The sequence below is a fragment of the Streptomyces sp. NPDC016640 genome (assembly GCF_043076215.1).
Taxonomy (GTDB): domain Bacteria; phylum Actinomycetota; class Actinomycetes; order Streptomycetales; family Streptomycetaceae; genus Streptomyces.
Window position 1 is genome coordinate 70939 of sequence record NZ_JBIBRG010000007.1, and the last position, 24712, is coordinate 95650.

The following is a 24712-nucleotide window of genomic DNA, read 5'->3' on the forward strand; positions in this document are numbered from 1 at the left end:
GTTGTGGCGCCATGTGCAAGCCCGAGTGGTGCCGTGTGGCGTCCGGATGGCGTCATGGCGCTTCTGAGCTGCGAGAACGCGGACCGGGGAATTCGAATTGATGCGGCGCCGGATCCCTCCATGTGTGTCTGGAGGTGTGGAATGGCACCGGATGGCGTCACCTGGTGCCAAGTGGTGCCAGATGGTGTCACCTGGTGTCACGCAGCGCCGACGGGCTCTGTTGCTGTTAGCGTGCAGTTGCACATGACTCGCAATTAAGCCGGAGGATGTTGGACATGGCGCTGTACACGCTCCCGGAGCTCCCGTACGACTACGCGGCACTCGCCCCGGTCATCAGCCCCGAGATCATCGAACTGCACCACGACAAGCACCACGCGGCCTATGTGAAGGGCGCCAACGACACCTTGGAACAGCTGGCGGAGGCGCGGGAGAAGGAGACGTGGGGGTCGGTCAACGGCCTGGAGAAGAGCCTGGCCTTCCACCTCTCCGGGCACATCCTGCACTCGATCTACTGGCACAACATGACCGGCGACGGCGGCGGCGAACCGCTGGACAAGGACGGGGTGGGGGAGCTGGCGGACGCCATCGCCGAGTCCTTCGGTTCCTTCGCCCGCTTCAAGGCCCAGCTGTCCAAGGCGTCGGCCACCACGCAGGGTTCGGGCTGGGGCGTCCTGGCGTACGAGCCGCTGAGCGGGCGGCTGATCGTCGAGCAGGTCTACGACCACCAGGGCAACGTCGGCCAGGGCTCCACCCCCATCCTGGTCTTCGACGCCTGGGAGCACGCCTTCTACCTGCAGTACAGGAACCAGAAGGCCGACTTCGTCGAGGCCATGTGGCAGGTCGTCAACTGGCAGGACGTGGCCCGGCGTCACGCCGCCGCCAAGGAACGCGGCAACACCCTGCTGCTCGCTCCGTGACGGCACGGCCGCGCCGGGAACGGCCGGCGACGGCGAGGACTCCCGCACGGACCTCGCGTGCGGGAGCCCCCGTCCGGTGACCGGACCGGCGGGCCGTGTCGAGGGACGTCCCGCCCGGCCCGTGCCATGCCCGACCGCGTCGGGCGCGAACCACCGGGTCAGGGTGTCGGGGGCCGCAGGACCGCCGTGAACTTGTACCGCGAGCCGCGGTACACCGAGCGGACCCACTCCACGGGCGTCCCCGTCTCGTCCCGCGAGTGCCGGGACAGCAGCAGCATCGGCAGGCCCACGTCCGTGTCGAGCAGCCCGGCCTCGCGCGGTGTCGCCGGGGAGGTCTCGATGGTCTCGTCGGCCTCGGCCGGCCGTACGCCGTACACCTCGGCGAGGGTGGTGTAGAGCGAGGTGTGGCGGGTGAGGTTGCGGCGCAGCGCGGGGAAGCGCCGGGCGGAGAGGTGGGTCGTCTCGATGGCCATGGGCTCGCCGCCGGCCAGCCGCAGCCGCTCGATGCGCAGCACCCTCTCGCCCGGCTCCATCCCGAGCAGGGCCGCCAGTTCCTCGTCGGCGGGGCGGTAGCCGATGTCCAGGACCCGCGAGGCGGGACTGAGTCCCTGGGCGCGCATGTCCTCGGTGTACGAGGTCAGCCGGAGCGTCCGGTAGACCTTCGGGCGGGCGACGAACGTGCCCTTGCCCTGGATGCGGTCCAGACGGCCCTCGCCCACGAGTTCCTGCAGGGCCTTGCGCACGGTGGTGCGGGAGGTACGGAACTCGACGGCGAGCAGGCGCTCGGCCGGCATCGGGGAACCCGGTGCGCGCTCGTCGGTCATCTGCAGGAGCCGCTGCTTGATGCGGTAGTACTTCGGAACGCGACCGATCCGGCCCGGCGCCCCCGTACCTGCCTGGGCGCTGCTGACGTCCGTGCTCATGACCTGCCTTCCGGCTGCGGTGTCGCGCGCGGACGGCCGGCGCCGGCCGCGGTGCACGTCGGCGGACGGCCGGATTCGGCGCCGCACGCTCGGCGATCCCGTTATAACGGTGAGTCCTCTTTTTGGTCTAGTCCAACCCCCGACCTGCCCCCCTTTGTGCGCAGTTCGGCGCCCGCCGCGGGGGTCCCGGAGACGCTGTCGAGGTGTGCGTGCCCGACCCTTGACAGGACCATAGGTCTAGGCCAAGCTCCCCTTGCTGGTCTAAACCATTTAGAGGAAGCCGGGTCCCAGCCCGCCGAGCTGTTGCGCCGCTGTGAGGGTCACCGCCGAGGGCGTGGGTGTGCAAGGCATTCCGTAGGAGGGGTGGCGCGTGAAGCGCAAGCTGATATCCGCGATCGGGGTCGCGGGCATGGTGTTCTCGGTCGCGGCGTGCGGCGGCGACGGCGGCGACGACAAGGCGGGCGCCGACGGGTACGCCGGGCAGACGCTCACCGTATGGGTGATGGACGGCTCCTCCCCGGACCAGTGGCAGAAGGACCTCGCCACCGAGTTCGAGGCGAAGACCGAGGCGAAGGTCAAGTTCGAGGTCCAGCAGTGGAACGGCATCCAGCAGAGGCTGACCACCGCCCTGTCCGAGGAGAACCCGCCCGACGTCTTCGAGATCGGCAACACCCAGACCCCGGCCTACGCCAAGACCGGCGGCCTCGCCGACCTCGCCGGCCTCAAGTCCGAGATCGGCGGCGAGTGGACCGAGTCCCTCAACGAGTCGTCCGTCTACGACGGCAAGCAGTACGCGGCGCCCTGGTACTTCGCCAACCGCGTCGTCCTCTACAACAAGAAGGTCTGGGCGGACGCCGGGCTCAAGGGCACCCCCAAGACCCGCGACGAGTTCTACGACGCGCTGAAGACGATCGGTGACAAGACCGACGCCGAGCCGATCTACCTGCCGGGCCAGAACTGGTACCACTTCGTCGGCCTGGTGATCGGCGAGGGCGCCGAACTGGTCAAGAAGGACGGCGACAAGTACGTCTCCAACCTCGACGACCCCAAGGTCGCCGCCGCCATGGAGACGTACAAGAAGTTCCAGGCGCTGTCGAAGGCGCCCAAGGACAAGGACGAGGCCACCCCGCAGCAGGGCGAGGTCTTCGCCAAGGGCGACGTCGGCGCCTTCATCGGCATGGGCTGGGAAGCCGGCATCGCGATCGAGGCCAACCCGAAGATCGAGAAGCAGATCGGCTACTTCACCATCCCGGGTGCCGCGGCCGACAAGCCCGAGGGAGTCTTCCTCGGCGGCTCCAACCTCGCCGTCGCCGCCGGCAGCCAGAAGCAGGAACTCGCCAAGGAGTTCCTGAAGCTCGCCCTCTCCGACAAGTTCGAGGGCCAGCTGGCCAAGCTCAACGGCGTCATCCCCAACAAGGAGTCGCTGCAGAGCAACCTCGAGGGCAACGCCCCCGCCGAGGCCGCCGCGCCGGCCGCCGCCGTCGGCGGCACCACACCGCTGATCCCGGAGTGGGCCGCGGTCGAGAACGCGCCCAACCCGATCAAGACGTACATGACCGCCGTGCTGAACGGCAAGTCCCCGGCCGAGGCGGCCGAGCAGGTCGAGGGCGAGTTCAACAAGCGCCTGGCGCAGCAGCAGTAGGAGCGCACGCGCTCCGACCGGAACGGGGGCCGGCCGGCTCGGCGGCCCCCGCCCCGCGTCGAGTACGCCGAGAAGAGAGATCGCGAGCATGACCGTGCAGACCGAACGGCCGCCCTCCGGCCCGGCGGACGTCCGCAAGGCGGACGACGGGGGACCCGGCAGGCCGACACCGCGAGCCGCGTCGCGCGCCGGCGCGCTCGCCCCGTACCTGTTGCTGCTGCCCGCCTGCGCGGCCACCGCGCTGCTGCTCGGCTGGCCGTTGCTGAAGGACCTGCTGCTGTCGTTCCAGAACCTCAACATGGCGCAGCTGATCCAGCACGTCACCGAGTGGAACGGCGTCGACAACTACAAGGAGGTCCTCACCGGCGAGGACTTCTGGCGGGTCACCCTCCGCTCCCTCCTGTTCACGGCGGTCAACGTCGTCCTGATCATGGTCCTGGGCACCCTGGTCGGCCTGCTGCTCGCCCGCCTCGGCAAGCGGATGCGGTTCACCCTGCTGCTCGGCCTGGTGCTGGCCTGGGCCATGCCCGTCGTCGCCGCCACCACCGTCTACCAGTGGCTGTTCGCCCAGCGCTTCGGTGTCGTCAACTGGGTCCTGGACAAGCTCGGCTGGCACTCCATGGCCGACTACAGCTGGACCAGCGGCCAGATGTCGACGTTCTTCGTCGTCACCCTGCTGATCGTGTGGATGTCCATCCCGTTCGTCGCGATCAACCTCTACGCGGCGACCACCACGATCCCCACGGAGCTCTACGAGGCCGCGTCCCTCGACGGCGCGGGCGCCTGGCGGAGCTTCACCACGGTCACCATGCCGTTCCTGCGGCCGTTCCTCTACGCGACGACCTTCCTGGAGATCATCTGGGTCTTCAAGGCGTTCGTCCAGGTGTTCACCTTCAACGGCGGCGGCCCCGACCGGCTCACCGAGATCCTGCCCGTCTACGCCTACGTCGAGGGCGTCGGCAACCAGCACTACGGCATGGGTGCGGCGATCGCCGTCCTGACCGTCCTGATCATGCTCGGCCTGACCGCTTACTACCTCAGGATCGTGCTCAAGCAAGAGGAGGACGAGCTGTGAGGCGCTCGCTCTTCGGCCGCCTGTGGCCCAACGTCACGGCCGTCGTCCTGTTCATCGGCTTCGTCTTCCCCGTGTACTGGATGTTCTCCACGGCCTTCAAGCCGACCGGCGACATCATCTCGGAGGACCCGGTCTGGTTCCCGACCGACGTCACCTTCGCCCACTTCGAGACGGCGACCGGGGTGGACCACTTCTGGACGTACGTCACCAACTCGCTGACCGTCACCGTCCTCGCCGTCGTCTTCTCCCTGGTCATCGCGCTGGCCGGGTCCTTCGCCCTGGCACGGATGCGGTTCAGGGGGCGGCGCGGCTTCGTCATCGGCTTCATGCTGGCCCAGATGGCGCCCTGGGAAGTCATGATCATCGCGATGTACATGATCGTGCGGGACGCCTCCATGCTGAACAGCCTCGTGCCGCTCACGCTCTTCTACATGATGATGATCCTGCCCTTCACCATCCTGACGCTGCGCGGCTTCGTCGCCGCCGTGCCGAAGGAGCTGGAGGAGTCGGCGATGGTCGACGGCTGCACCCGCGCCCAGGCGTTCCGCCGGGTCATCCTCCCGCTGCTCGCACCCGGGCTGATGTCCACCTCGCTGTTCGGATTCATCACCGCCTGGAACGAGTTCGCCCTGGTCCTGGTGCTCAACAAGGACACCGAGGCCAAGACGCTGCCGCTGTGGCTGTCCAGCTTCCAGAGCCAGTTCGGCAACGACTGGGGCGCGACCATGGCCGCCTCCTCGCTCTTCGCCGTCCCGATCCTGATCCTCTTCGTCTTCCTGCAGCGCAAGGCCGTCAGCGGCCTCACCGCGGGCGCCGTGAAGGGATAACGCCACCCGATGACGACATTCACCACGGGAACCGACACCCTCACCCGGGACGCGCTCGCCGTACTCCAGCCGGGCTTCGCCGGCACCACCGCGCCCGACTGGGTGCGCCGCCGGCTCGGCGAGGGCCTCGCCTCCGTCGCCCTCTTCGGCCGCAACGTCGCCACCGCCGAGCAGGTCACCGCCCTCACCGCCCAGTTGCGCGCCGAGCGCGACGACCTGCTCGTGGCCATCGACGAGGAGAGCGGCGACGTCACCCGGCTCGAGGTCCGCACCGGCTCCTCCTTCCCCGGAAGCCACGCGCTCGGCGCCGTGGACGACACCGGCCTGACCCGGCGCGTCGCCCGCGAGCTGGGCCGCCGGCTGGCCGACTGCGGGGTCAACCTCAACTGGGCGCCGTCGGCCGACGTCAACGCCAACCCCGCCAACCCGGTGATCGGCGTGCGCTCCTTCGGCGGCGACACCGCCCTGGTGGCCCGGCACACCGCCGCCTACGTCGAGGGCCTGCAGTCCACCGGCGTCGCCGCCTGCACCAAGCACTTCCCCGGCCACGGCGACACCGGCGTCGACTCGCACCACGCGATCCCGCACATCGACCTCGACACCACCACGCTGCACGAGCGCGAACTCCAGCCGTTCCGTGCCGCGATCGCGGCCGGCACCCGCGCCGTGATGAGCGCGCACATCCGGGTGCCGGTCCTCGACCCGGACCGCCCGGCCACGCTGTCGAGCCGCATCCTCACCGACCTGCTGCGCGGCGAACTCGGCTACCAGGGCCTGATCGTCACCGACGGCATGGAGATGCGGGCCATCTCCGGCACCTACGGCCTCGAACGCGGGGTCGTCCTCGCCATCGCGGCCGGCGCCGACGCGATCTGCGTGGGCGGCGGGCTGTGCGACGAGGACACGGTGCAGAGCCTGCAGGACGCGCTGGTCGACGCCGTACGCTCCGGCGAACTGCCCGAGGAGCGGCTCGCCGACGCCGCCGCCCGGGTGCGCGCCCTGGCCGACTGGACCGCCGGGGTACGGCGCTCCCCGGCCGCGGCGGCCGAGCCCGAGCCGGAGATCGGCCTCACGGCGGCCCGCCGCGCGGTGACCGTCACCCGCGCCGCCGGCCCCGCGCCGGTCACCGGACCGGTGTACGTGGCCACCTTCAACCCGGCCCCCAACATCGCCGTGGGCGACGAGACCCCGTGGGGCGCCGGCGCCGAGCTGGAGCGACTGCTGCCCGGCAGCTCCACCGGGAGCTTCACCGGCCCCGACGCCGGTGACCGGGCGCTGCGGGCGGCGGCCGGCCGGCGCGTCGTCGCCGTGGTCCGCGACGAGCACCGGCACCCGTGGATGCGCACGGCCCTGGACTCCCTGCTCGCCGCCGACCCGGGCACCGTGGTCGTGGAGATGGGCGTGCCCCAGTCCGCCCCGCGCGGCGCCCTGCACATCGCCACCCACGGCGCGGCCCGCGTCTGCGGCGTGGCCGCGGCCGAGGCGGTTCTCGCGGGCTGACCCGTCCCGGAGAAGCGGCCCGGGCCCCCCACCCGGGCCGCTTCGGCATGCCCGCACGCGCCCGGGGAGGTCCCGCACACGCCCGAGGCCCCCCGGTCCCGCACCGCCCGCCGCCGTGCCCGGGCCGTCCGCAACGCCGTCTGCCCGCCGCCCCGTCAGGGTGCCCGCACCGCCGGCCGCCGGGAGCCCGCACGATGGCGGAGTGTGTCGTTGTTGGGCCGAACGGGTGACCATGGGTAAGAATTGCCCGATGCAGACTGCCAGTGCGACAGGGGACGGAGCATGCCGGTGAACAGCCACGATGTCACCGACGAACAGTGGGAGGGGCTCGCCCAGGTCGTTCCGCTACGGGGCCGCGACGCCTGGCCCTCCTCGGTGGGCCACCGCGCCCTGCCCGAGGCCGTGACCGAGGCGCGACGCCGCTTCGTCGTCCTGCGCGTCAACGTGTTCGCGGACGCCCGCGACGTCGCCGAGACCCTGATGTCCGGGATACCGGTGCTGCTGGACCTGACCGGCGCGGAGACCGAGGTCGCCAAGCGCGTCCTGGACTTCAGCACGGGGGTCGTCTTCGGCCTGGCCAGCGGCATGCACCGGGTCGACCGCAACGTCTTCCTCCTGACCCCGGCCGGCACGGAGGTCACGGGCCTGATGGAGGGCGTCGGGGTGCCGGGGAGCTGAGCGGCCGGGCGTGCCACCGGGGGCGCGTGCGCCGCGGAAACCGCGCGTCGGAACGCGAGAGGCGTGCCCGGCGCCAGAGGGTGTGAGCGACGCCGGGCACCGCGTCGCCCGATCGTGGGAAGGCCGCTCGGGCAAAACGGTTCGCCGCGCTCGCGACGCCCTAGCGTCCCGCACATGACCCCCTCCTCCCCGCCCCGCCCGGACACCGCCCCGGCGCCCGGGATCCCCGCCCCGGGCGGGCGGCCCGGCCGGCCCCGGGTCACCGAGCTGCTGCTGTCGGCGTTCGCGGGGCACCGGGGGACCGGCCTTCCCCTCGGGCCGCTGACCCTGCTCGCCGGACCCAGCGGGAGCGGCAAGACCGGCGCGCTGCGGGCGTACGAGGCACTCGCCCGGCTCGGCGGCGGGGCCGAGCTGGGCGAGGCGTTCCCGGACCCCGGCGCCTGTGTGCCGGAGCGGGCCCGCGCGGACGCCCAGCACCGCCGTGGCTTCCGTCTCGGCTGCACCGCCGACGGCCCCGAGGGGCCGGTCCGGCTGGAGGTCGCCGTCCAGGCCGAACCCGAGCCGCGCATCGTGGGGGAGCGGCTCACGGCCGGCGGACTGGTCCTGCTGGAGACCGCCCTGCGCGATCCCCGCCGCCGCGCCGTGCAGGCCGCCTGGCACACCGCCGGGGCCACACCGGTGACCCGCGCCCCGCTGCCCGACGACCGGCTCGGCACCGCCCTGCTGCCGCTGCGCGTCGCCGGCACGACCCACGGACAGCGCAGGGTGCTCGCCGCCGCCGAGCAGATGGTGGTCGCCCTGCGCTCCGTCTTCCCCTGCGACCCCCGCCCCGAGCGGATGCGCGCCCCCGTGGCGGCCGGCTCGGGCCGGCTGCTCGGCGGCTGCGACAACCTCGCCGACGTGCTGTGGCGCACCCGCGCCGAGTGCGGACGCCGGCACGCGCTCCTCGTGGACGCGGTGCGCGCCGGATGCGCCGGTCCGGTCGCCGGCCTGCTCGCCGAGCCGTACGCCACCGGACTGGTCCGCGCGCTGCTCGACCGGGGCGACGGGACGCGTACCGATCTGCGGCGGCTCGGCGACGGCGAACTGCGCTACGCCGCCCTCGCGCTGGTGCTGCTCACCGGCCCCGGCGTCCTGGCGGTCGACGAACCGGGCGAGGTCCCCGACGCGCTCCGCACCCTCACGGTCCTCGTCGACGGCCTGGACCGCGCCCTGGACCCCGGACAGCGCGCGCACCTGCTGCGCCTGGCGGCGCGCATGTGCGAGCGCGGGCACATCCGGCTGGTCGGCGCGGTGAGCGACGCCTCCTGGGCCGCGGACGTGCCCGGAGTGACGGTGGTACACCTGTCCCGTGACTGATCCGTACGACGACCGGAACCCCGCCACCCCCCTCGATCTCGCGCAACTCCGGCGCCGCCTCGCCGACTTCGCCGCCGCGCGGGACTGGGGGCCGTACCACACCCCGAAGAACCTCGTCGCCGCGCTCAGCGTGGAGGCGTCCGAACTCCTGGAGATCTTCCAGTGGCTGACGCCCGAGGAGTCCGCCCGGGTCATGGACGACCCCGGCACCGCGCACCGCGTCACCGACGAGGTCGCCGACGTCCTCGCCTATCTCCTCCAGCTGTGCGAGGTCCTCGGCGTCGATCCGCTGGCCGCGCTGGCCGCCAAGATCGAGCGCAACGAGGCCAGGTTCCCGGTCGTGAAGCAGCCCCCGGAGTGAGGGAGCCGCCGACTCCGATTTCACTCTCCGTGTCCGACGCGCGGCCCGTACTCGAATTGTTGTCCGCAGATTTCCGTCTTCCACTGGCTTTTTGCCTCACACCCCTTCACTCTGGGTAGTGGAAAAGGGAGTTCAACCCATGGGGACGCGTGGGCAGCGCGTCGGACGGACGGGGGCAGCGCATGGACGCTGTTCGGCTCATCGTGACGAGCAGGCGGGCCCTGGCCGCGGGCGGCGGCGTGCCGGAGCTGCTGACCGAGGTGTGGCAGGCGCAGGCCCTGGCACAGGCGATAGGCAGCCGCCTGGCGGTGGCCGGACCACCCGAACTGCGCGGCGAGGCCCTGGGGCTGACCGAGCTGGCGGGCCACGGCTGCGGGGTCCTGGGCACCCCGCGGCTCGGCCCGGGCGAACTGCGCGCGGCCCAGCTCACCGAACTGGGCGAGGCCCGCCAGTCCCTGATGTATCTCGGCGGTCTGCTCGGCGAGGTCGGTATCGCCCTGGTCGGCATCGCCTGCGCCGCGCCCGACGAGGCGACCTACTGGAGTTGCGTGGAGGCCATCGACGCGGCGGACGAGTCCCGTGACCGCGTCCTGGAGATGCTCCGCAAACTCGCGGACCGCGAGGCGGCCCTACCGGAGCGGGAGGCCGGGTGAACCCACCGGCCTCCCGCTCCGCCGCCTCAGCGGCCCTGGCCCTCGTCCCCGGCACCGACCGGCCCGACGCCACCGCCCCGCCCCGGACCCGCCGCCTGCAGATCCGCGTCCAGCGCCGACAGATTCGCGTTCAGCGCCGCCATCAGCTCCTCCATCTGCTGCACCAGTCCCTGCGGCGGCCCGCCGGCCGCTCCGCCCCGCTGCGGCACGCTCTCTTCGGACATGACGGCCTCCTGGCCCGTGGCCCCCGGGGAGGCCGACACGGTGACGCACCGGCGCACACGGCCGGCGCGGGCGCCGGGCACTCCGGCTCCGCCCAGCCAACGATCATCACCGTGACCGGTCACTGGCCCGCGCGCGGCGCGGCACCGGTCCCCACCCGATTTCACCCGACCGCGGGCCGGGGCGGGCCGCACGGCCGGGCGCGGACGCCCGCCGCGGAGCGGGCAGGATGGACGCATGGATCTCCGCATCTTCACCGAGCCCCAGCAGGGGGCCACGTACGACACCTTGCTCGCCGTCGCCAAGGCCACCGAGGACCTCGGCTTCGACGCCTTCTTCCGCTCCGACCACTACCTCAGCATGGGCTCCGGGGACGGCCTGCCCGGCCCCACCGACGCCTGGATCACCCTCGCCGGCCTCGCCCGCGAGACCCGGCGCATCCGGCTCGGCACCCTGATGACCGCCGGCACCTTCCGCCTCCCCGGCGTGCTCGCCATCCAGGTCGCCCAGGTCGACCAGATGTCCGGCGGCCGGGTCGAACTCGGCCTGGGCGCGGGCTGGTTCGAGGAGGAGCACAAGGCGTACGGCATCCCCTTCCCCAAGGAGAAGTTCGCCCGCCTGGAGGAACAGCTGGAGATCGTCACCGGACTGTGGGCCACCGAGCCCGGCAAGACCTTCGACTACCACGGCACCCACTACGACCTCACCAGGTCGCCCGCACTGCCCAAGCCGGCCCAGTCCAGGGTGCCGGTGCTCATCGGCGGCCACGGCGCCACCCGCACCCCGCGCCTGGCGGCCCGGTTCGCCGACGAGTTCAACATGCCCTTCGCCTCCGTCGAGGACACCGCGCGGCAGTTCGGCCGGGTCCGCGCCGCCGCCCAGGAGGCCGGCCGCGACCCGGACGACCTCGTCTACTCCAACGCCCTCGTCGTCTGCGTCGGCAGGGACGACCAGGAGGTCGCCCGCCGCGCCGCCGCGATCGGCCGCGAGGTGGCCGAACTCAAGGCCAACGGTCTGGCGGGCTCCCCGGCCGAGGTCGTCGACAAGATCGGCCGCTACGCCGAGACCGGCTCCCGGCGCCTCTACCTCCAGGTCCTGGACCTGTCCGACCTCGACCACCTGGAACTGATCTCCTCCCAGGTCCAGTCCCAGCTCCCGTAACGCGCCCACCGCACCCCGCCCACCCCTCCCGGGCGGGGCCGCCCTCCCCCAGGGCGGTCCCGCCCGCCGGGCGCGGGACCGGCCGCGCCACGGTCTTCCGGATCGCCGGGGAGACCGAGTGCCCGCACGGAGCCCACCGGGCCCCTGCCGACGTGGCGGAGGACCCTGCCGCCCAGGCGTAATCCGGTACCGCCGTGGGCCCGCCGGCGCCCATACTCGGTCACGTGTTCCTGACGATCTCCACCACGGGCAATGAGCGGTATCCGGCCACCGACCTCGGCTTCCTGCTGCACAAGCATCCCGACCGTGCGTTCTCGGCCGGGCTGTCCTACGGCACGGCGCACGTTTTCTACCCCGAGGCGGACGACGAGCGCTGCACGGCGGCGCTGCTGCTGGAGGTGGACGCCGTGGCACTGGTCCGGCGCGGCAAGGGCAAGGGCCGCGGCGGCGCGCCCGACGCCGCCCTCGCGCAGTACGTCAACGACCGCCCGTACGCGGCGTCCTCCCTCCTCGCCGTCGCGCTCAGCGCTGTCTTCTCCAGTGCGATGCGCGGTGCCTGCCACGCCCGCCCGGAACTCCCGGACCGGCCGCGCCCCCTGCGCATCGAGGTGCCCGCGCTGCCCGCCCGCGGCGGCCCCGGACTCGTCCGGGCGCTCTTCGAACCGCTCGGCTGGACGGTCACCGCCGACCCCGTGGCCCTGGACGCCGGGTTCCCCGAGTGGGGCGACTCGCGCTACGTACGCCTCACCCTGGCGGCGGACACCCTCACCGTCGCCGAGGCCCTGCGCCACCTCTACGTCCTGCTCCCCGTCCTCGACGACGCCAAGCACTACTGGGTCTCCTCCGACGAGGTCGACAAGCTGCTGCGCGCGGGCGAGGGCTGGCTGCCCGGGCACCCGGAGCAGCAGCTCATCACCAGCCGCTACCTGTCCCGCCGCTGGTCACTGACCCGGCAGGCGAGGGAGCGGCTGGAACTGGTCCGGCTGGCCGAGGCCGACGACAGCGACGTCGAGGAGATCGACAACGCCGTGGCGGCGGAGACGGAGACCGAGGAGAAGCCGGCCCCGCTCGCCGTGCGGCGGCGGGACGCGATCACCGCCGCCCTCCGCGCGTGCGGAGCCGCCCGGGTCCTCGACCTCGGCTGCGGCCAGGGACAGCTCGTACGGGAACTGCTCGAGGACCCCGCCTTCACCGAGATCGTCGGCGTCGACGTGTCGATGCGCGCCCTCGCCATCGCCTCCCGCCGGCTGGGACTGGACCGCATGGGGGAGCGGCAGGCGTCGCGCGTGAAGCTCCTCCAGGGCTCGCTGGTGTACACCGACCACCGGCTCAAGGGGTACGACGCCGCCGTGCTCAGCGAGGTGATCGAACACCTCGACCTCCCCCGGCTGCCCGCCCTGGAGTACGCCGTGTTCGGCGCGGCCCGCCCCCGGACGGTCCTCGTCACCACCCCCAACGTGGAGTACAACGTGCGCTGGGAGAGCCTCCCGGCCGGCCACGTCCGGCACGGCGACCACCGCTTCGAGTGGACCCGCGAGGAGTTCCGCTCCTGGGCCCGCCAGTTGGCCGAACGCCACGGCTACGACGTGGAGTTCACCCCCGTGGGACCGGACGACCCCGAGGTCGGGCCGCCCACCCAGATGGCCGTGTTCCAGGCCGCGACCGCGCAGGAGACGAAGGCCGCATGACCACCACCGGCACCCAGCACCCGCGCGCCCGCGCCCTGCCCGTCACCGACCTCTCCCTCGTGGTGCTCGTCGGCGCCTCCGGCTCGGGCAAGTCCACCTTCGCCCGCCGCCACTTCACGCCCACCGAGGTCCTCTCCTCCGACTTCTGCCGGGGCCTGGTCGCCGACGACGAGAACGACCAGAGCGCCTCCCGCGACGCCTTCGACGTCCTGCACTACATCGCCGGCAAACGCCTGGCCGCCGGCCGGCGCACCGTCGTCGACGCCACCAGCGTCCAGCAGGAGTCCCGCCGGCAGCTCGTGGACCTGGCCAGGCAGCACGACGTGCTTCCCATAGCCATCGTGCTCGACGTGCCCGAGGAGGTGTGCGCCGAACGCAACGCGGCCCGCACCGACCGCGCCGACATGCCCCGCCGGGTCATCCGGCGCCACACCCGCGAACTGCGCCGCTCCCTGCGCCACCTGGAGCGCGAGGGCTTCCGCAAGGTGCACGTCCTGCGCGGCGTCGAGGAGATCGAGCACGCCACCGTCGTCACCGAGAAGCGGTTCAACGACCTCACCCACCTCACCGGCCCCTTCGACGTCATCGGCGACGTCCACGGCTGCTCCGCCGAACTGGAGTCCCTGCTCACCAGGCTGGGATACGCCGACGGCACGCACCCCGAGGGCCGCACCGCCGTCTTCGTCGGTGACCTCGTCGACCGCGGCCCGGACAGCCCCGGCGTGCTGCGCCGCGTCATGGCCATGGTCAAGTCCGGCAGCGCGCTGTGCGTATCCGGCAACCACGAGAACAAGTTCGGCCGTCACCTGCGGGGCCGCAAGGTCCAGCACACCCACGGACTCGCCGAGACCATCGCCCAGATGGACGGCGAGAGCGAGGAGTTCCGCGCCGAGGTACGGGAGTTCGTCGACGGTCTGGTCAGCCACTACGTCCTCGACGGCGGCCGGCTCGTGGTCTGCCACGCCGGTCTGCCGGAGAAGTACCACGGCCGCACCTCCGGCCGGGTCCGCAGCCACGCCCTGTACGGCGACACCACCGGCGAGACCGACGAGTTCGGCCTGCCCGTGCGCTACCCGTGGGCCGAGGACTACCGCGGCCGGGCGGCCGTCGTCTACGGCCACACCCCGGTCCCGGAGGCCACCTGGCTGAACAACACCATCTGCCTGGACACCGGCGCCGTCTTCGGCGGCAAGCTCACCGCGCTGCGCTGGCCGGAGCGCGAACTGGTCGACGTACCCGCCGGGAAGGTCTGGTACGAGCCCGCCCGCCCGCTGCGCACCGAGGCCCCCGGCGGCCACGACGGACGGCCGCTGGACCTCGCCGACGTGCGCGGCCGCCGGGTCGTGGAGACCCGGCACGCCGGCCGGGTATCCGTCCGCGAGGAGAACGCGGCGGCGGCGCTGGAGGTGATGAGCCGCTTCGCGGTCGACCCGCGCCTGCTGCCGTACCTCCCGCCGACCATGGCACCCACCGCCACCTCCCGCCTCGACGGCTTTCTGGAGCACCCGGCCGAGGCGTTCGCCCAGTACGCGCGGGACGGCGTCGCGCGCGTCGTGTGCGAGGAGAAGCACATGGGATCCCGCGCGGTCGCCCTGGTCTGCCGCGACGCCGCCGCGGCCACCGCGCGGTTCGGCGTCGCGGGCCCGACCGGCTCGCTCTACACCCGCACCGGCCGCCCGTTCTTCGACGACGCCGCCGTCACGGAGGAGATCCTCGGCCGGCTGCGCACGGCCGTCACCGAGGCCGGCCTGTGGGAGCGGCTCGAGACCGACTGGCTGCTGCTGGACGCCGAGCTGATGCCGTGGTCGCTGAAGGCGTCCGGCCTGCTGCGCTCCCAGTACGCCGCGGTCGGCGCCGCCTCCGGCGCGGTCCTCCCGGACGCCGTGGCCGCCCTGGAGGGCGCGGCGGCCCGCGGTGTCGAGGTGCGCGACCTGCTGCACCGCCAGCGCGAACGGGCGGACGCCGCCACCGCGTTCACCGACGCCTACCGCCGCTACTGCTGGACCACCGAGGGCCTGGACGGCGTGCGCCTGGTTCCGTTCCAGATCCTCGCCGTCCAGGGCCGCAGCCTCGCCGCCCTGCCGCACGACGAGCAGCTCGCCCTGATCGACCGCGTGGTCGAGCACGACGCCACCGGCCTGCTGCAGACCACCCGCCGCCTCTACGTCGACACGGCCGACCCCGAGTCGGTACGGGCCGGAGTGGACTGGTGGCTGGAGATGACCGGCCGCGGCGGCGAGGGCATGGTCGTCAAGCCGCTCGGCGCCCTGGTCCGCGGCCGGTCCCCCCAGCCGGGCGACGCCGGCGGCGGGGAAGGAGCCGCCGGAGGGGGAGCGGCCGGCGACGGGGAGGGAGCCGGCCGCCTGGTGCAGCCCGGCATCAAGTGCCGGGGCCGCGAGTACCTGCGCATCGTCTACGGCCCCGAGTACACCCGCCCGGAGAACCTGGCCCGGCTGCGCAACCGGTTCCTGAACCACAAGCGGTCCCTCGCGGTCCGCGAGTACGCACTCGGCCTGGAGGCCCTGGACCGCCTGGCCGGCGGCGAGCCGCTGTGGCGGATCCACGAGGCGGTGTTCGCCGTCCTGGCGCTGGAATCGGAGCCGGTGGACCCGCGGCTGTAGCGGACGCGCACGCGACCCGGTCCGGGTGGGCCGCCCCACGGCCCGGCCGGACCGGACCGGCGCATGCCGACCTCATGGTTCCCGTGGTCCGCTCGCCCCGGCCCGCCGCCCGCCCCGTACCCCCGGCGGACACCTCGCCGCCGGTGACGCCGTCGCCGCGCCCGACGGGTACGCCGCCGCCCCGCCCCGGCCCGAGCCGGTTCCGCGGCGACCGGCCGAGGGGCGCGAGCGGTGTTTTCATAGGCCGCGGACAGGGGTGAACAAGCGTCCGGGTGGTCAGGATGGAGGCATGACCTACCACGTCGACTCCGAGGCCGGACGACTGCGCCGTGTCATCCTGCACCGGCCCGATATCGAGCTCAAGAGGCTCACCCCCAGCAACAAGGACGCCCTGCTCTTCGACGACGTGCTCTGGGTGCGCCGGGCGCGCGCCGAGCACGACGGGTTCGCCGACGTCCTGCGCGACCGGGGCGTCGCCGTCCACCTCTTCGGTGACCTGCTGTCCGGGACGCTGGAGATCCCGGCGGCACGCGCCCTCGTACTGGACCGCGTCTTCGACGAGAAGGAGTACGGTCCGCTGGCCACCGACCACCTCCGCGCCGCGTTCGAGACGCTGCCCGCGCCGGAACTGGCCGAGGTGCTGGTCGGCGGGATGACCAAGCGGGAGTTCCTGGACGCCCACCCGGAGCCGGTCTCCGTGCGCTTCCACGCCATGGAGCTCGACGACTTCCTCCTCGGGCCGCTGCCCAACCACCTCTTCACCCGCGACACCTCCGCCTGGATCTACGACGGTGTCGCCATCAACGCGATGCGGTGGCCGGCCCGGCAGCGCGAGACCGTCCACTTCGAGGCGATCTACCGCCATCACCCCCTCTTCCGCGAGGAGCCGTTCCGCGTCTGGTCCGAGGGGCAGGCCGACTACCCGTCCACCATCGAGGGCGGGGACGTCCTGGTCATCGGCAACGGGGCGGTGCTGATCGGGATGAGCGAGCGGACCACTCCGCAGGCCGTGGAGATGCTCGCCCACAAGCTGTTCGCGGCCGGTTCCGCCGAGACCATCGTCGCCCTCGACATGCCGAAGAGACGCGCCTTCATGCATCTCGACACGGTGATGACGATGGTCGACGGCGACACCTTCACCCAGTACGCCGGTCTCGGCATGCTCCGCTCGTACACCATCGAGCCGGGCGTGGGGGACAAGGAGCTGAAGGTCACCGACCATCCGCCCGAGCACATGCACCGCGCGATCGCCGCCGCCCTCGGACTGAGCGAGATCCGCGTGCTGACCGCCACCCAGGACGTCCACGCGGCCGAGCGCGAACAGTGGGACGACGGCTGCAACGTCCTGGCCGTGGAGCCGGGAGTGGTCGTCGCCTACGAGCGGAACGCCACCACCAACACGCACCTGCGCAAGCAGGGCATCGAGGTGATAGAGATCCCGGGCAGCGAGCTGGGCCGGGGGAGGGGCGGACCGCGCTGCATGAGCTGTCCCGTGCAGCGGGACCCCGTGTAGCGCACTGCTGTGCGACGCGACCCCGTGCACCCCTGTATAGAAATACAAATCGTCGTATAGACTTCCAGGTGTTCGTGTTCCCCATCCCTGGAGCCCCCATGGCGACCGTTCCGACCGCCCTCGCCGGCCGGCACTTCCTCAAGGAGCTGGACTTCACCGCGCAGGAGTTCCTCGGCCTGCTGGAGCTGGCCGCCGAGCTGAAGGCGGCCAAGCGGGCCGGGACCGAGCACCGGTACCTGCGGGGCAGGAACATCGCGCTGATCTTCGAGAAGACCTCGACGCGCACGCGCTGCGCGTTCGAGGTCGCCGCCGCGGACCAGGGCGCCTCGACGACGTACCTCGACCCGTCCGGCTCGCAGATGGGACACAAGGAGTCCGTGAAGGACACCGCCCGGGTGCTGGGCCGGATGTACGACGGCATCGAGTACCGGGGGGACAGCCAGGCGAAGGTGGAGGAGCTCGCGGCGTACGCGGGAGTGCCGGTCTACAACGGTCTCACCGACGACTGGCACCCCACCCAGATGCTGGCCGACGTGCTCACCATGACCGAGCACAGCTCCAAGCCGCTCACCGGGATCGCCTTCGCCTACCTCGGCGACGCCCGCTTCAACATGGGCAACTCCTACCTGGTGACCGCGGCCCTGCTGGGCATGGACGTGCGCGTCGTCGCCCCGAAGTCGTACTGGCCCGCCCAGGAGGTCGTCGACCGGGCCCGGGAGCTCGCCGTCTCCAGCGGCGCCCGGATCACGCTCACCGAGGACGTCGCCGAGGGTGTCGCGGGCGCCGACTTCGTCGCCACGGACGTCTGGGTCTCCATGGGGGAGCCCAAGGAGGTCTGGGGCGAGCGGATCGCCGCCCTCGCTCCGTACGCGGTCACCATGGACGTCCTGCGCGCCACAGGAAATCCGGACGTCAGGTTCCTGCACTGCCTGCCGGCCTTCCACGACCTCGGCACCAGGATCGGGCGGGACGTCTTCGAGAGCCACGGGCTCACCTCGCTGGAGGTGACCGACGAGGTGTTCGAATCGGCGCACTCGGTCGTCTTCGACGAGGCGGAGAACCGCATGCACACGATCAAGGCGGTCCTGGTCGCGACCCTGGCCTGAGCACCCCGCCGCCCGGTCCGCGGGTCGCGCCGGTCCGGCCCGGTCAGGCCGGGTGCGGCCGGCCCGGCAGCCGGAACCACACCGCCTTGCCGGACGCGGTGGGGCGGTGGCCGCAGGACGAGCTCAGGGCGCGGATCAGCAGCAGTCCGCGCCCGTGCTCCTGCCAGGGGTCGGGCGCTTCGAGGACCGGACGGGTGAGACCGTCGGGCGGTGCCGGGTCCGCGTCGTGCACCTCGACGTGGAAGCCGGCCGGCAGCAGCCGCACCACCAGCTCTATCGGACCGCCCACCGAGGTGTGCTCCACCGCGTTGGCCACCAGCTCCGCCGTCAGCAGCTCCGCCGTGTCGCTGTCGGCGGTGTGCTCCCGCTCGGCCAGGGCCGTGCGGACCAGGGCCCGGGCCACGGGCACCGCCGCGCTGGTGTGCGGCAGCGCGACGCGCCAGGAGGAGGCGGCGGGAGGTTCGTGCACAACGGGTCCGTTCACGGAGCGGGTGCTCCTGTATTCAGCCGCCAATGGTACGGCGCACCCGGTGCGCCCCCGCGAGGGGGCGGCACCGGTGCCCCGGCGGGCGCCGTCCGGGGCGTTCCGCCCCGGCAACGGGCGGCCTGCCCGGGTCCGCGCCCCGCCTCCCGCGCGCGGTCCCACCGTTACCGGCATGTCGACGAGTCGTGACGGATGTGATGGATGTGACGGGTGTGACGAGGGGGCGGCGGTGCGGAACCCGGGGCATCCCCGGGCGCGCGCTGCCGCCCGGACAGGGTATCGCGCGCTCGTGACGACAGTCATGCAGGAGTGATAACTTCGAAGGGCACGACTCGGTGAGCAGCGCAGTGCCCGTCCCAGGAGGCCGCCCTCATGAGTCCCTTCACCGGCTCCGCAGCCCGCACCGCCCGCTGGGAGCACCTGCGCGCCGACCTGGCCGACGGCGTCGCCACCGTCACCCTCGCCCGTCCCGACAAGCTCAACGCGCTCACCTTCGGCGCCTACGCCGACCTGCGCGACCTCCTCGCCGAGCTGTCCCGGGAACGGGCCGTACGCGCCCTGGTGCTGGCCGGCGAGGGGCGCGGCTTCTGTTCCGGCGGCGACGTCGACGAAATCATCGGCGCGACCCTCTCCCTGGACACCGCCCAGCTCCTGGACTTCAACCGGATGACCGGACAGGTGGTGCGGGCCGTGCGGGAGTGCCCGTTCCCGGTGATCGCCGCGGTGCACGGGGTGGCGGCGGGCGCCGGTGCCGTCCTCGCCCTGGCCGCCGACTTCCGGGTCGCCGACCCCAGCGCCCGCTTCGCCTTCCTGTTCACCCGGGTGGGCCTGTCCGGCGGCGACATGGGCGCCGCCTACCTCCTGCCGAGGGTCGTCGGCCTGGGGCACGCGACACGGCTGCTGATGCTGGGCGAACCGGTGCGGGCACCGGAGGCCGAGCGGATCGGCCTGATCAGCGAGCTGACGGACGAGGGCCACGCCGACGAGGCCGCCCGGGCCCTGGCCCGCCGCCTCGCCGACGGCCCGGCCCTGGCCCACGCCCAGACGAAGGCGCTGCTCACCGCCGAGCTGGACATGCCGCTGGCGGCGGCGGTGGAACTGGACGCGTCGACCCAGGCCCTCCTGATGAACGGCGAGGACTACGCCGAGTTCCACGCGGCCTTCACCGAGAAGAGGTCACCCCGGTGGAGGGGGCGGTGAGGGTGCCGAACCGGGTGAGCGTGCCGGCCGACGCGGCGCGGGCGACCGCGCGAGGGGCCACGACGCGGCCGCCTCACGGGGCGGGCCGGCCGCCCCGGCGCATCGCGGTCATCGGCGGCGGCCCCGCCGGCCTGTACGCGGCGGCGCTGCTCAAACGCCTCGACCCGGCCCGCGACATCACCGTCTGGGAGCGCAACGCCCCCGACGACACCTTCGGCTTCGGCGTCGTGCTCTCCGACGAGACCCTCGGCGGCATCGAGCACGCCGACCCCGTGGTGCACGCGGCCCTCCAGCGGGACTTCGTGCGCTGGGACGACATCCACATCGTGCACCGGGGCGTGCGCCACACCTCCGGCGGCCACGGCTTCGCCGCACTCGGCCGGCACCGGCTGCTCGAGATCCTGCACGAGCGCTGCCGCTCCCTCGGGGTGGAACTGCGTTTCCGGGCGCAGGCACCCGATGCGGCCCTGCTGGCGCGGACGCACGACCTGGTGGTGGCCGCCGACGGGGTGCACAGCACCACGCGCCGGGCGTTCGCGGACGTGTTCCGGCCGCGGATCACCGCCCACCGCTGCCGCTACATCTGGCTGGCCGCCGGCGTCGCCTTCGACGCCTTCCGCTTCGAGACCGCCGAGACCCGGCACGGCGTGATGCAACTGCACGGCTACCCCTACGCGGCCGACGCCTCCACCGTGATCGTCGAGATGCGCGAGGAGGTGTGGCGCGCCGCCGGGTTCGACGCGATGGACGGGACGGAGTCGGCCGGACGCTGCGCGAGGATCTTCGCCGACGCGCTCGGCGGACGCCCGCTGAAGTCCGGCGACTCGGCGTGGACCACCTTCCGCACCGTGGTCAACGGGCGCTGGTCGTACGGCAACGTCGTGCTCCTGGGCGACGCCGCCCACACCGCCCACTTCTCCATCGGCTCCGGCACCAAGCTCGCCGTCGAGGACGCGCTCGCACTCGCCGCGTGCCTGCGCGAACAGCCCTCCCTGCGCGACGCGTTGACCGCGTACGAGACGGAACGCCGGCCGGTCGTCGCCTCCACGCAGCGGGCGGCCCGGGCCAGCCTGGAGTGGTTCGAGGACCTCCCGCTGTACCTCGGCCGGCCACCCCGCCAGTTCGCCTTCAACCTGCTCACCCGCAGCCGCCGCGTCACCCACGGCAACCTGCGGCTGCGCGACGCCCGCTTCACCGAGTCCGTGGAGCGCGAGTTCGGCTGCCCGCCCGGGACGCCCCCGATGTTCACCCCGTTCCGGCTGCGCGGCCTGACCCTGCGCAACCGGGTCGTCGTGTCCCCGATGGACATGTACTCGGCGGTCGACGGCGTCCCCGGCGACTTCCACCTCGTCCACCTCGGCGCGCGCGCACTGGGCGGTGCCGCACTGGTGATGACCGAGATGGTGTGCGTCGCCCCCGAGGGCCGCATCACGCCCGGCTGCACCGGCCTCTACACCGGCCGGCAGGCCGAGGCGTGGCGGCGGATCACCGACTTCGTGCACCGGCGGGCACCCGGCACCGCGATCGGTGTGCAGCTCGGCCACAGCGGACGCAAGGGCTCGACCAAGCCGATGTGGGAGGGCATGGACGAACCGCTCGACGAGGGCAACTGGCCCCTCGTCGCCGCCTCGCCGCTGCCGTACCGGCCGGGCGGCCGGACCCCCCGCGAACTGTCGCGGGCGCAGCTCACCGACCTGCGGCAGCAGTTCACCGAGGCCGCCGTACGGGCCGCGCGGGCCGGGTTCGACCTGCTCGAACTGCACTGTGCCCACGGCTATCTGCTCTCCGGGTTCCTCTCCCCGCTGACCAACCGCCGCACCGACGCCTACGGCGGCTCGCCGGAGAAACGGCTCCGCTTCCCGCTGGAGGTCTTCGACGCGGTGCGCGAGGCCTGGCCCGGGGAGCGGCCGATGACCGTCCGCATCTCCGCCACCGACTGGGCGGAGGGCGGCACCACCGCCGAGGACGCGGTCGCCCTCGCCCGCGCCTTCGCCGCGCACGGCGCCGACGCGATCGACGTGTCGACCGGACAGGTCGTGGCCGACGAGAGACCGGAGTTCGGCCGCTCGTACCAGACCCCGTTCGCCGACCGGATACGGCACCGGGTGGGCGTCCCGGTGATCGCGGTCGGCGCGATCTCCTCCTGGGACGACGTCAACTCCCTGATCCTGGCCGGACGTGCGGACCTGTGCGCCCTGGCCCGCCCGCACCTCTACGACCCGCACTGGACGCTGCACGCGGCGGCCGAACAGGGCTACGAGGGCCCGGGCGTCGTCTGGCCCGCCCCCTACCGGGCGGGCAGCAGGCGGCCCCGGACCGGCCGTACGGACGCACCCGGGCCCCGGCTCGGGCCGGGACCCTGACCCGGCCCGGCGAGCCCCGCCCACCGGGCCGGCCCCCGCCCGGCCGGCATCGCGCGGACCGCGTCCGCGGACTCCCGCGGGAGTCCGCGGCTCCGCGCTCCCGGCGACATGTGCGCGGAACGTGTGTGATGTGCACCGTAATCGTGCATGCTGCATGAATATCGCTCCACGTTCCCGGTCGTTCGCCGGAGCGCTGCTGCAAAGTTCCGCCCCTTCAAATACGCATATTTCCCTCTGTAACAGTCCGCTCCTGGTGGCTCGTGCGGCGCCGCACGGTACTCGTACCGGCCTTGGGAGCAGGCGTTCTGTCCTCCTGGCGGCTTTAGAATCAAGATCAGGCCACTCTCTCGTACTGATGTCCTGTTTTCCCGGTTCGTTGGCAGCCGCGAACGCGATGGGGAGTACGGACCGCGCGGAAACACGCGTGAAGAAAGGTGAACACCATGGTCCTCGGACTGCTTCGACGCCTGCGCCCGCACGGCGCCTCCGGCGCCGCGCCGGGCCTCGCGGTCCCCCTGCCGGCCGGCGCGGGGGCGTTCGGCTGCGAGGCCGTCGATGTCCTGGGGCAGCCCCTGGGCGGGGCCGAGGTCACGGTGACCGCGCTGGACAGCCACCGTGTCGCGGCCCGCGGCACCACCGACCCGTACGGCTACTTCGTGGCGACACTGCCCCCGGGAAGGTACAGCGTGATGCTGGCCGCGGAGGGCCTGGCCCCCGTCCGCGAGAGCGTCGACATCACCGCCGGGGTGGCTCTCGCCCCCGTGCGCGTGACGCTGGAACCCGGACGCCAGCCGGAGCTGCCGCCCGCCGGCACCTGGTTGTTCGACCCTCCGCACACCGCGATCCGGTTCATCGCCAAGCACGTGGGCATGGCCCATGTCCACGGCCGCTTCACCCGGTTCGAGGGCGGCATCCGGATCACGGAGAACATGAGCGACTCCCAGGTCTCGGTGCGCATCGACGCCTCCAGCCTCACCACGGGCAACCGGACCCGCGACAACCACCTGCGGTCCGCCGACTTCCTCGACGTCGAGAACTACCCGTACATCGACTTCACCAGCACGCGGTTCGCCTACCACGGCGGCTCCAGGTGGACCGTGCACGGCACCCTCACGATGCACGGCACCAGTCGCTCGGTGGGGCTCGACACCGAGTACCTCGGCACCGTGAACGGCGGCTACGAGCAGGAGCTGCGCTGCGCGGCCCTCGCGAAGGCCGAACTGCACCGCGAGGACTTCACCCTCAACTGGCGTTCCATGCTCGCCCGTGGCATCGCCGTCGTCGGGCCGACGGTCCAGCTGGAGCTCGACGTACAGGCCATGTACCGCACCCACGACACACCGGTCCCGCCCCAATGAGATCGTCTCATCTCGAGCTCGCAGGCCGCGGTACTGGTGTGAGCCCGTGATGCGGTCCTCGTGCCGGCAGGCGGAGTGATCGTCGTCGGGTGACCGTCTGCCACCGCTGGACTTCGCAGTTCGCCGGAACGAGCAGGGCTCGTAGCAGCATGGTGGCGTGATGGGCGTTCCTGCCGGCCTTGGTCGGGACGCGCCAGGTCTTCAGGTTCGCGAAGCCGTGCCCGACGGCGGCGCGTTCGCGGCTGACCAGCCGGTTCGCCTTCTTCCCGCCCCGGTGCGGCGGCGGGTGCGCACGAGGGCGCCGTCCAGCAGGACCACCCCGCCCCGCCGGGCGGTCTTCTTCAGGGCGCGGTCCAGACGTGGGGCCCGGGCGGGTCTTCGGATCCGCGGGTGGGAAGGATTTCCGCAGCGCGACCCGGGTGGTCCCTTCACGCCCTCGGAAACCGCAGGCCGTCGGCGACGGTGGGCGGCCGGCTCCGCGAGAGTTCAGGAACTTGTGCTCACGCGACGCGGACCTTGCGCGCAGGACGAAGTGACGTCCTCCTCGGCGTCGGTGCCCCATCAGTGACTGCCTCATCGAGGGACGCCGGGCACGACGCGTCGTCGGGGTGATCGACGAGGCCGATCAGTGCGGCGAGGCGGCGGCCGGCCGCCTGCAGATCGGCGACCTCCGACTCCAGCCGTGCGTGCTCGACCAGCAGTCGCGCCGACAACTCGGCATCGACGTGGCGGGCATCGATGGCCGGCAGGAGCGTGGCGAGCAGTGGGCTGTTGAGCCCGGCGGTGAACAGCTGCTGGATGAGCCGCACCCGCGCCACGGCCGAGGCCGGGTAGAGGCGCTGGCCGCTGGCGGTGCGCTGCGGCTCCAGCAGTCCCTGCTCCTCGTAGTAGCGCAGGGCGCGGGTGCTGACCCCGGCCCGCTGAGCCACTTGCCCGATGCGTAGGTGCTCGATCGGCACGGCTCACTCCTTTCGACTCACGACGGAACGGTCATCGACTTGACCTTCACGTCGACGTCAAGTCTTAGCGTACCCAGCGCCGGCGAGGGGACGTTCCCCCGC

The 24712-nt window shown here is 72.7% G+C and carries 21 protein-coding genes; 17 read left to right on the forward strand and 4 right to left on the reverse strand.

The window, feature by feature from the left end:
- Positions 1-275: 275 nt before the first annotated feature.
- Entirely contained in the window at positions 276-917 is a 642-nt protein-coding gene (locus ACF07S_RS16210) for a superoxide dismutase (protein WP_391964745.1), read from the forward strand.
- 158 nt (positions 918-1075) lie between these two features.
- Here ACF07S_RS16210 and ACF07S_RS16215 read toward each other — a convergent pair whose 3' ends face one another.
- Positions 1076-1840, reverse strand: coding sequence for a GntR family transcriptional regulator (locus ACF07S_RS16215; RefSeq protein ID WP_391964746.1), 765 nt, complete (start codon positions 1838-1840; stop codon positions 1076-1078).
- Between the two features lie 370 nt (positions 1841-2210).
- Here ACF07S_RS16215 and ACF07S_RS16220 point away from each other — a divergent pair, with 370 nt between their 5' ends.
- The 8 genes from ACF07S_RS16220 to ACF07S_RS16255 all read left to right on the forward strand — a co-directional run bounded on the left by ACF07S_RS16220 (position 2211) and on the right by ACF07S_RS16255 (position 9935).
- A complete protein-coding gene (locus ACF07S_RS16220; RefSeq protein WP_391964747.1) occupies positions 2211-3482 on the forward strand; it encodes an extracellular solute-binding protein in 1272 nt (423 codons plus the stop codon).
- A gap of 88 nt (positions 3483-3570) precedes the next feature.
- On the forward strand, positions 3571-4557 hold the full coding sequence (locus ACF07S_RS16225) for a carbohydrate ABC transporter permease (RefSeq protein ID WP_391964748.1): 987 nt from the start codon (positions 3571-3573) through the stop codon (positions 4555-4557).
- A complete protein-coding gene (locus ACF07S_RS16230; protein WP_391964749.1) occupies positions 4554-5384 on the forward strand; it encodes a carbohydrate ABC transporter permease in 831 nt (276 codons plus the stop codon). Before ACF07S_RS16225 ends, ACF07S_RS16230 begins: the two co-directional genes overlap by 4 nt.
- Positions 5385-5393: 9 nt before the next feature.
- A complete protein-coding gene (locus ACF07S_RS16235; protein ID WP_391964750.1) occupies positions 5394-6884 on the forward strand; it encodes a glycoside hydrolase family 3 protein in 1491 nt (496 codons plus the stop codon).
- Positions 6885-7166: 282 nt separating this feature from the next.
- A complete protein-coding gene (locus ACF07S_RS16240) occupies positions 7167-7562 on the forward strand; it encodes a cell division protein SepF (protein ID WP_391974418.1) in 396 nt (131 codons plus the stop codon).
- Between the two features lie 174 nt (positions 7563-7736).
- Positions 7737-8921 (forward strand): ATP-binding protein, encoded by a 1185-nt coding sequence (locus ACF07S_RS16245; protein ID WP_391974419.1) that lies wholly within the window; start codon positions 7737-7739, stop codon positions 8919-8921.
- Positions 8914-9282: a nucleotide pyrophosphohydrolase gene (locus tag ACF07S_RS16250; protein ID WP_391964753.1), complete on the forward strand. Its 369-nt coding sequence runs from the start codon at positions 8914-8916 to the stop codon at positions 9280-9282. The genes ACF07S_RS16245 and ACF07S_RS16250 overlap by 8 nt, the downstream gene beginning before the upstream one ends.
- A 182-nt stretch (positions 9283-9464) precedes the next feature.
- Positions 9465-9935: a DUF6099 family protein gene (locus ACF07S_RS16255; protein WP_391964754.1), complete on the forward strand. Its 471-nt coding sequence runs from the start codon at positions 9465-9467 to the stop codon at positions 9933-9935.
- Positions 9936-9961: 26 nt separating this feature from the next.
- On the opposite strand, the gene ACF07S_RS16260 is transcribed toward ACF07S_RS16255, so the two are convergent.
- Positions 9962-10159 (reverse strand): hypothetical protein, encoded by a 198-nt coding sequence (locus ACF07S_RS16260; RefSeq protein WP_391964755.1) that lies wholly within the window; start codon positions 10157-10159, stop codon positions 9962-9964.
- 235 nt (positions 10160-10394) lie between these two features.
- Here ACF07S_RS16260 and ACF07S_RS16265 point away from each other — a divergent pair, with 235 nt between their 5' ends.
- The 5 genes from ACF07S_RS16265 (at position 10395) to argF (ending at position 18246) form a co-directional block, all read left to right on the forward strand.
- Positions 10395-11318 (forward strand): LLM class F420-dependent oxidoreductase, encoded by a 924-nt coding sequence (locus tag ACF07S_RS16265; RefSeq protein WP_391964756.1) that lies wholly within the window; start codon positions 10395-10397, stop codon positions 11316-11318.
- A 224-nt stretch (positions 11319-11542) separates the two neighbouring features.
- Positions 11543-13006 (forward strand): 3' terminal RNA ribose 2'-O-methyltransferase Hen1, encoded by a 1464-nt coding sequence (locus ACF07S_RS16270; RefSeq protein ID WP_391974420.1) that lies wholly within the window; start codon positions 11543-11545, stop codon positions 13004-13006.
- Positions 13003-15627, forward strand: a complete 2625-nt coding sequence (locus ACF07S_RS16275; RefSeq protein WP_391974421.1) for a polynucleotide kinase-phosphatase — start codon at positions 13003-13005, stop codon at positions 15625-15627. The genes ACF07S_RS16270 and ACF07S_RS16275 overlap by 4 nt, the downstream gene beginning before the upstream one ends.
- Before the next feature lie 289 nt (positions 15628-15916).
- Positions 15917-17140 (forward strand): arginine deiminase, encoded by a 1224-nt coding sequence (locus tag ACF07S_RS16280; protein WP_391964759.1) that lies wholly within the window; start codon positions 15917-15919, stop codon positions 17138-17140.
- A 98-nt stretch (positions 17141-17238) separates the two neighbouring features.
- Positions 17239-18246: an ornithine carbamoyltransferase gene (argF, locus tag ACF07S_RS16285; protein WP_391974422.1), complete on the forward strand. Its 1008-nt coding sequence runs from the start codon at positions 17239-17241 to the stop codon at positions 18244-18246.
- Positions 18247-18289: 43 nt separating this feature from the next.
- On the opposite strand, the gene ACF07S_RS16290 is transcribed toward argF, so the two are convergent.
- Positions 18290-18730 carry an ATP-binding protein gene (locus ACF07S_RS16290; protein ID WP_391964761.1) on the reverse strand — a complete coding sequence of 147 codons (441 nt, stop codon included), beginning with the start codon at positions 18728-18730 and terminating at the stop codon, positions 18290-18292.
- Positions 18731-19102: 372 nt separating this feature from the next.
- Between ACF07S_RS16290 and ACF07S_RS16295 the strand changes: the two genes are divergently transcribed.
- The 3 genes from ACF07S_RS16295 (at position 19103) to ACF07S_RS16305 (ending at position 23651) form a co-directional block, all read left to right on the forward strand.
- Positions 19103-19930, forward strand: coding sequence for an enoyl-CoA hydratase family protein (locus ACF07S_RS16295; RefSeq protein ID WP_391964762.1), 828 nt, complete (start codon positions 19103-19105; stop codon positions 19928-19930).
- A complete protein-coding gene (locus ACF07S_RS16300) occupies positions 19927-22293 on the forward strand; it encodes a bifunctional salicylyl-CoA 5-hydroxylase/oxidoreductase (protein ID WP_391974423.1) in 2367 nt (788 codons plus the stop codon). Before ACF07S_RS16295 ends, ACF07S_RS16300 begins: the two co-directional genes overlap by 4 nt.
- A 443-nt stretch (positions 22294-22736) precedes the next feature.
- Positions 22737-23651 carry a YceI family protein gene (locus ACF07S_RS16305; RefSeq protein WP_391964764.1) on the forward strand — a complete coding sequence of 305 codons (915 nt, stop codon included), beginning with the start codon at positions 22737-22739 and terminating at the stop codon, positions 23649-23651.
- A 500-nt stretch (positions 23652-24151) separates the two neighbouring features.
- Here ACF07S_RS16305 and ACF07S_RS16310 read toward each other — a convergent pair whose 3' ends face one another.
- Positions 24152-24610 carry a MerR family transcriptional regulator gene (locus tag ACF07S_RS16310; protein WP_391964765.1) on the reverse strand — a complete coding sequence of 153 codons (459 nt, stop codon included), beginning with the start codon at positions 24608-24610 and terminating at the stop codon, positions 24152-24154.
- Between the last annotated feature and the right edge of the window lie 102 nt (positions 24611-24712).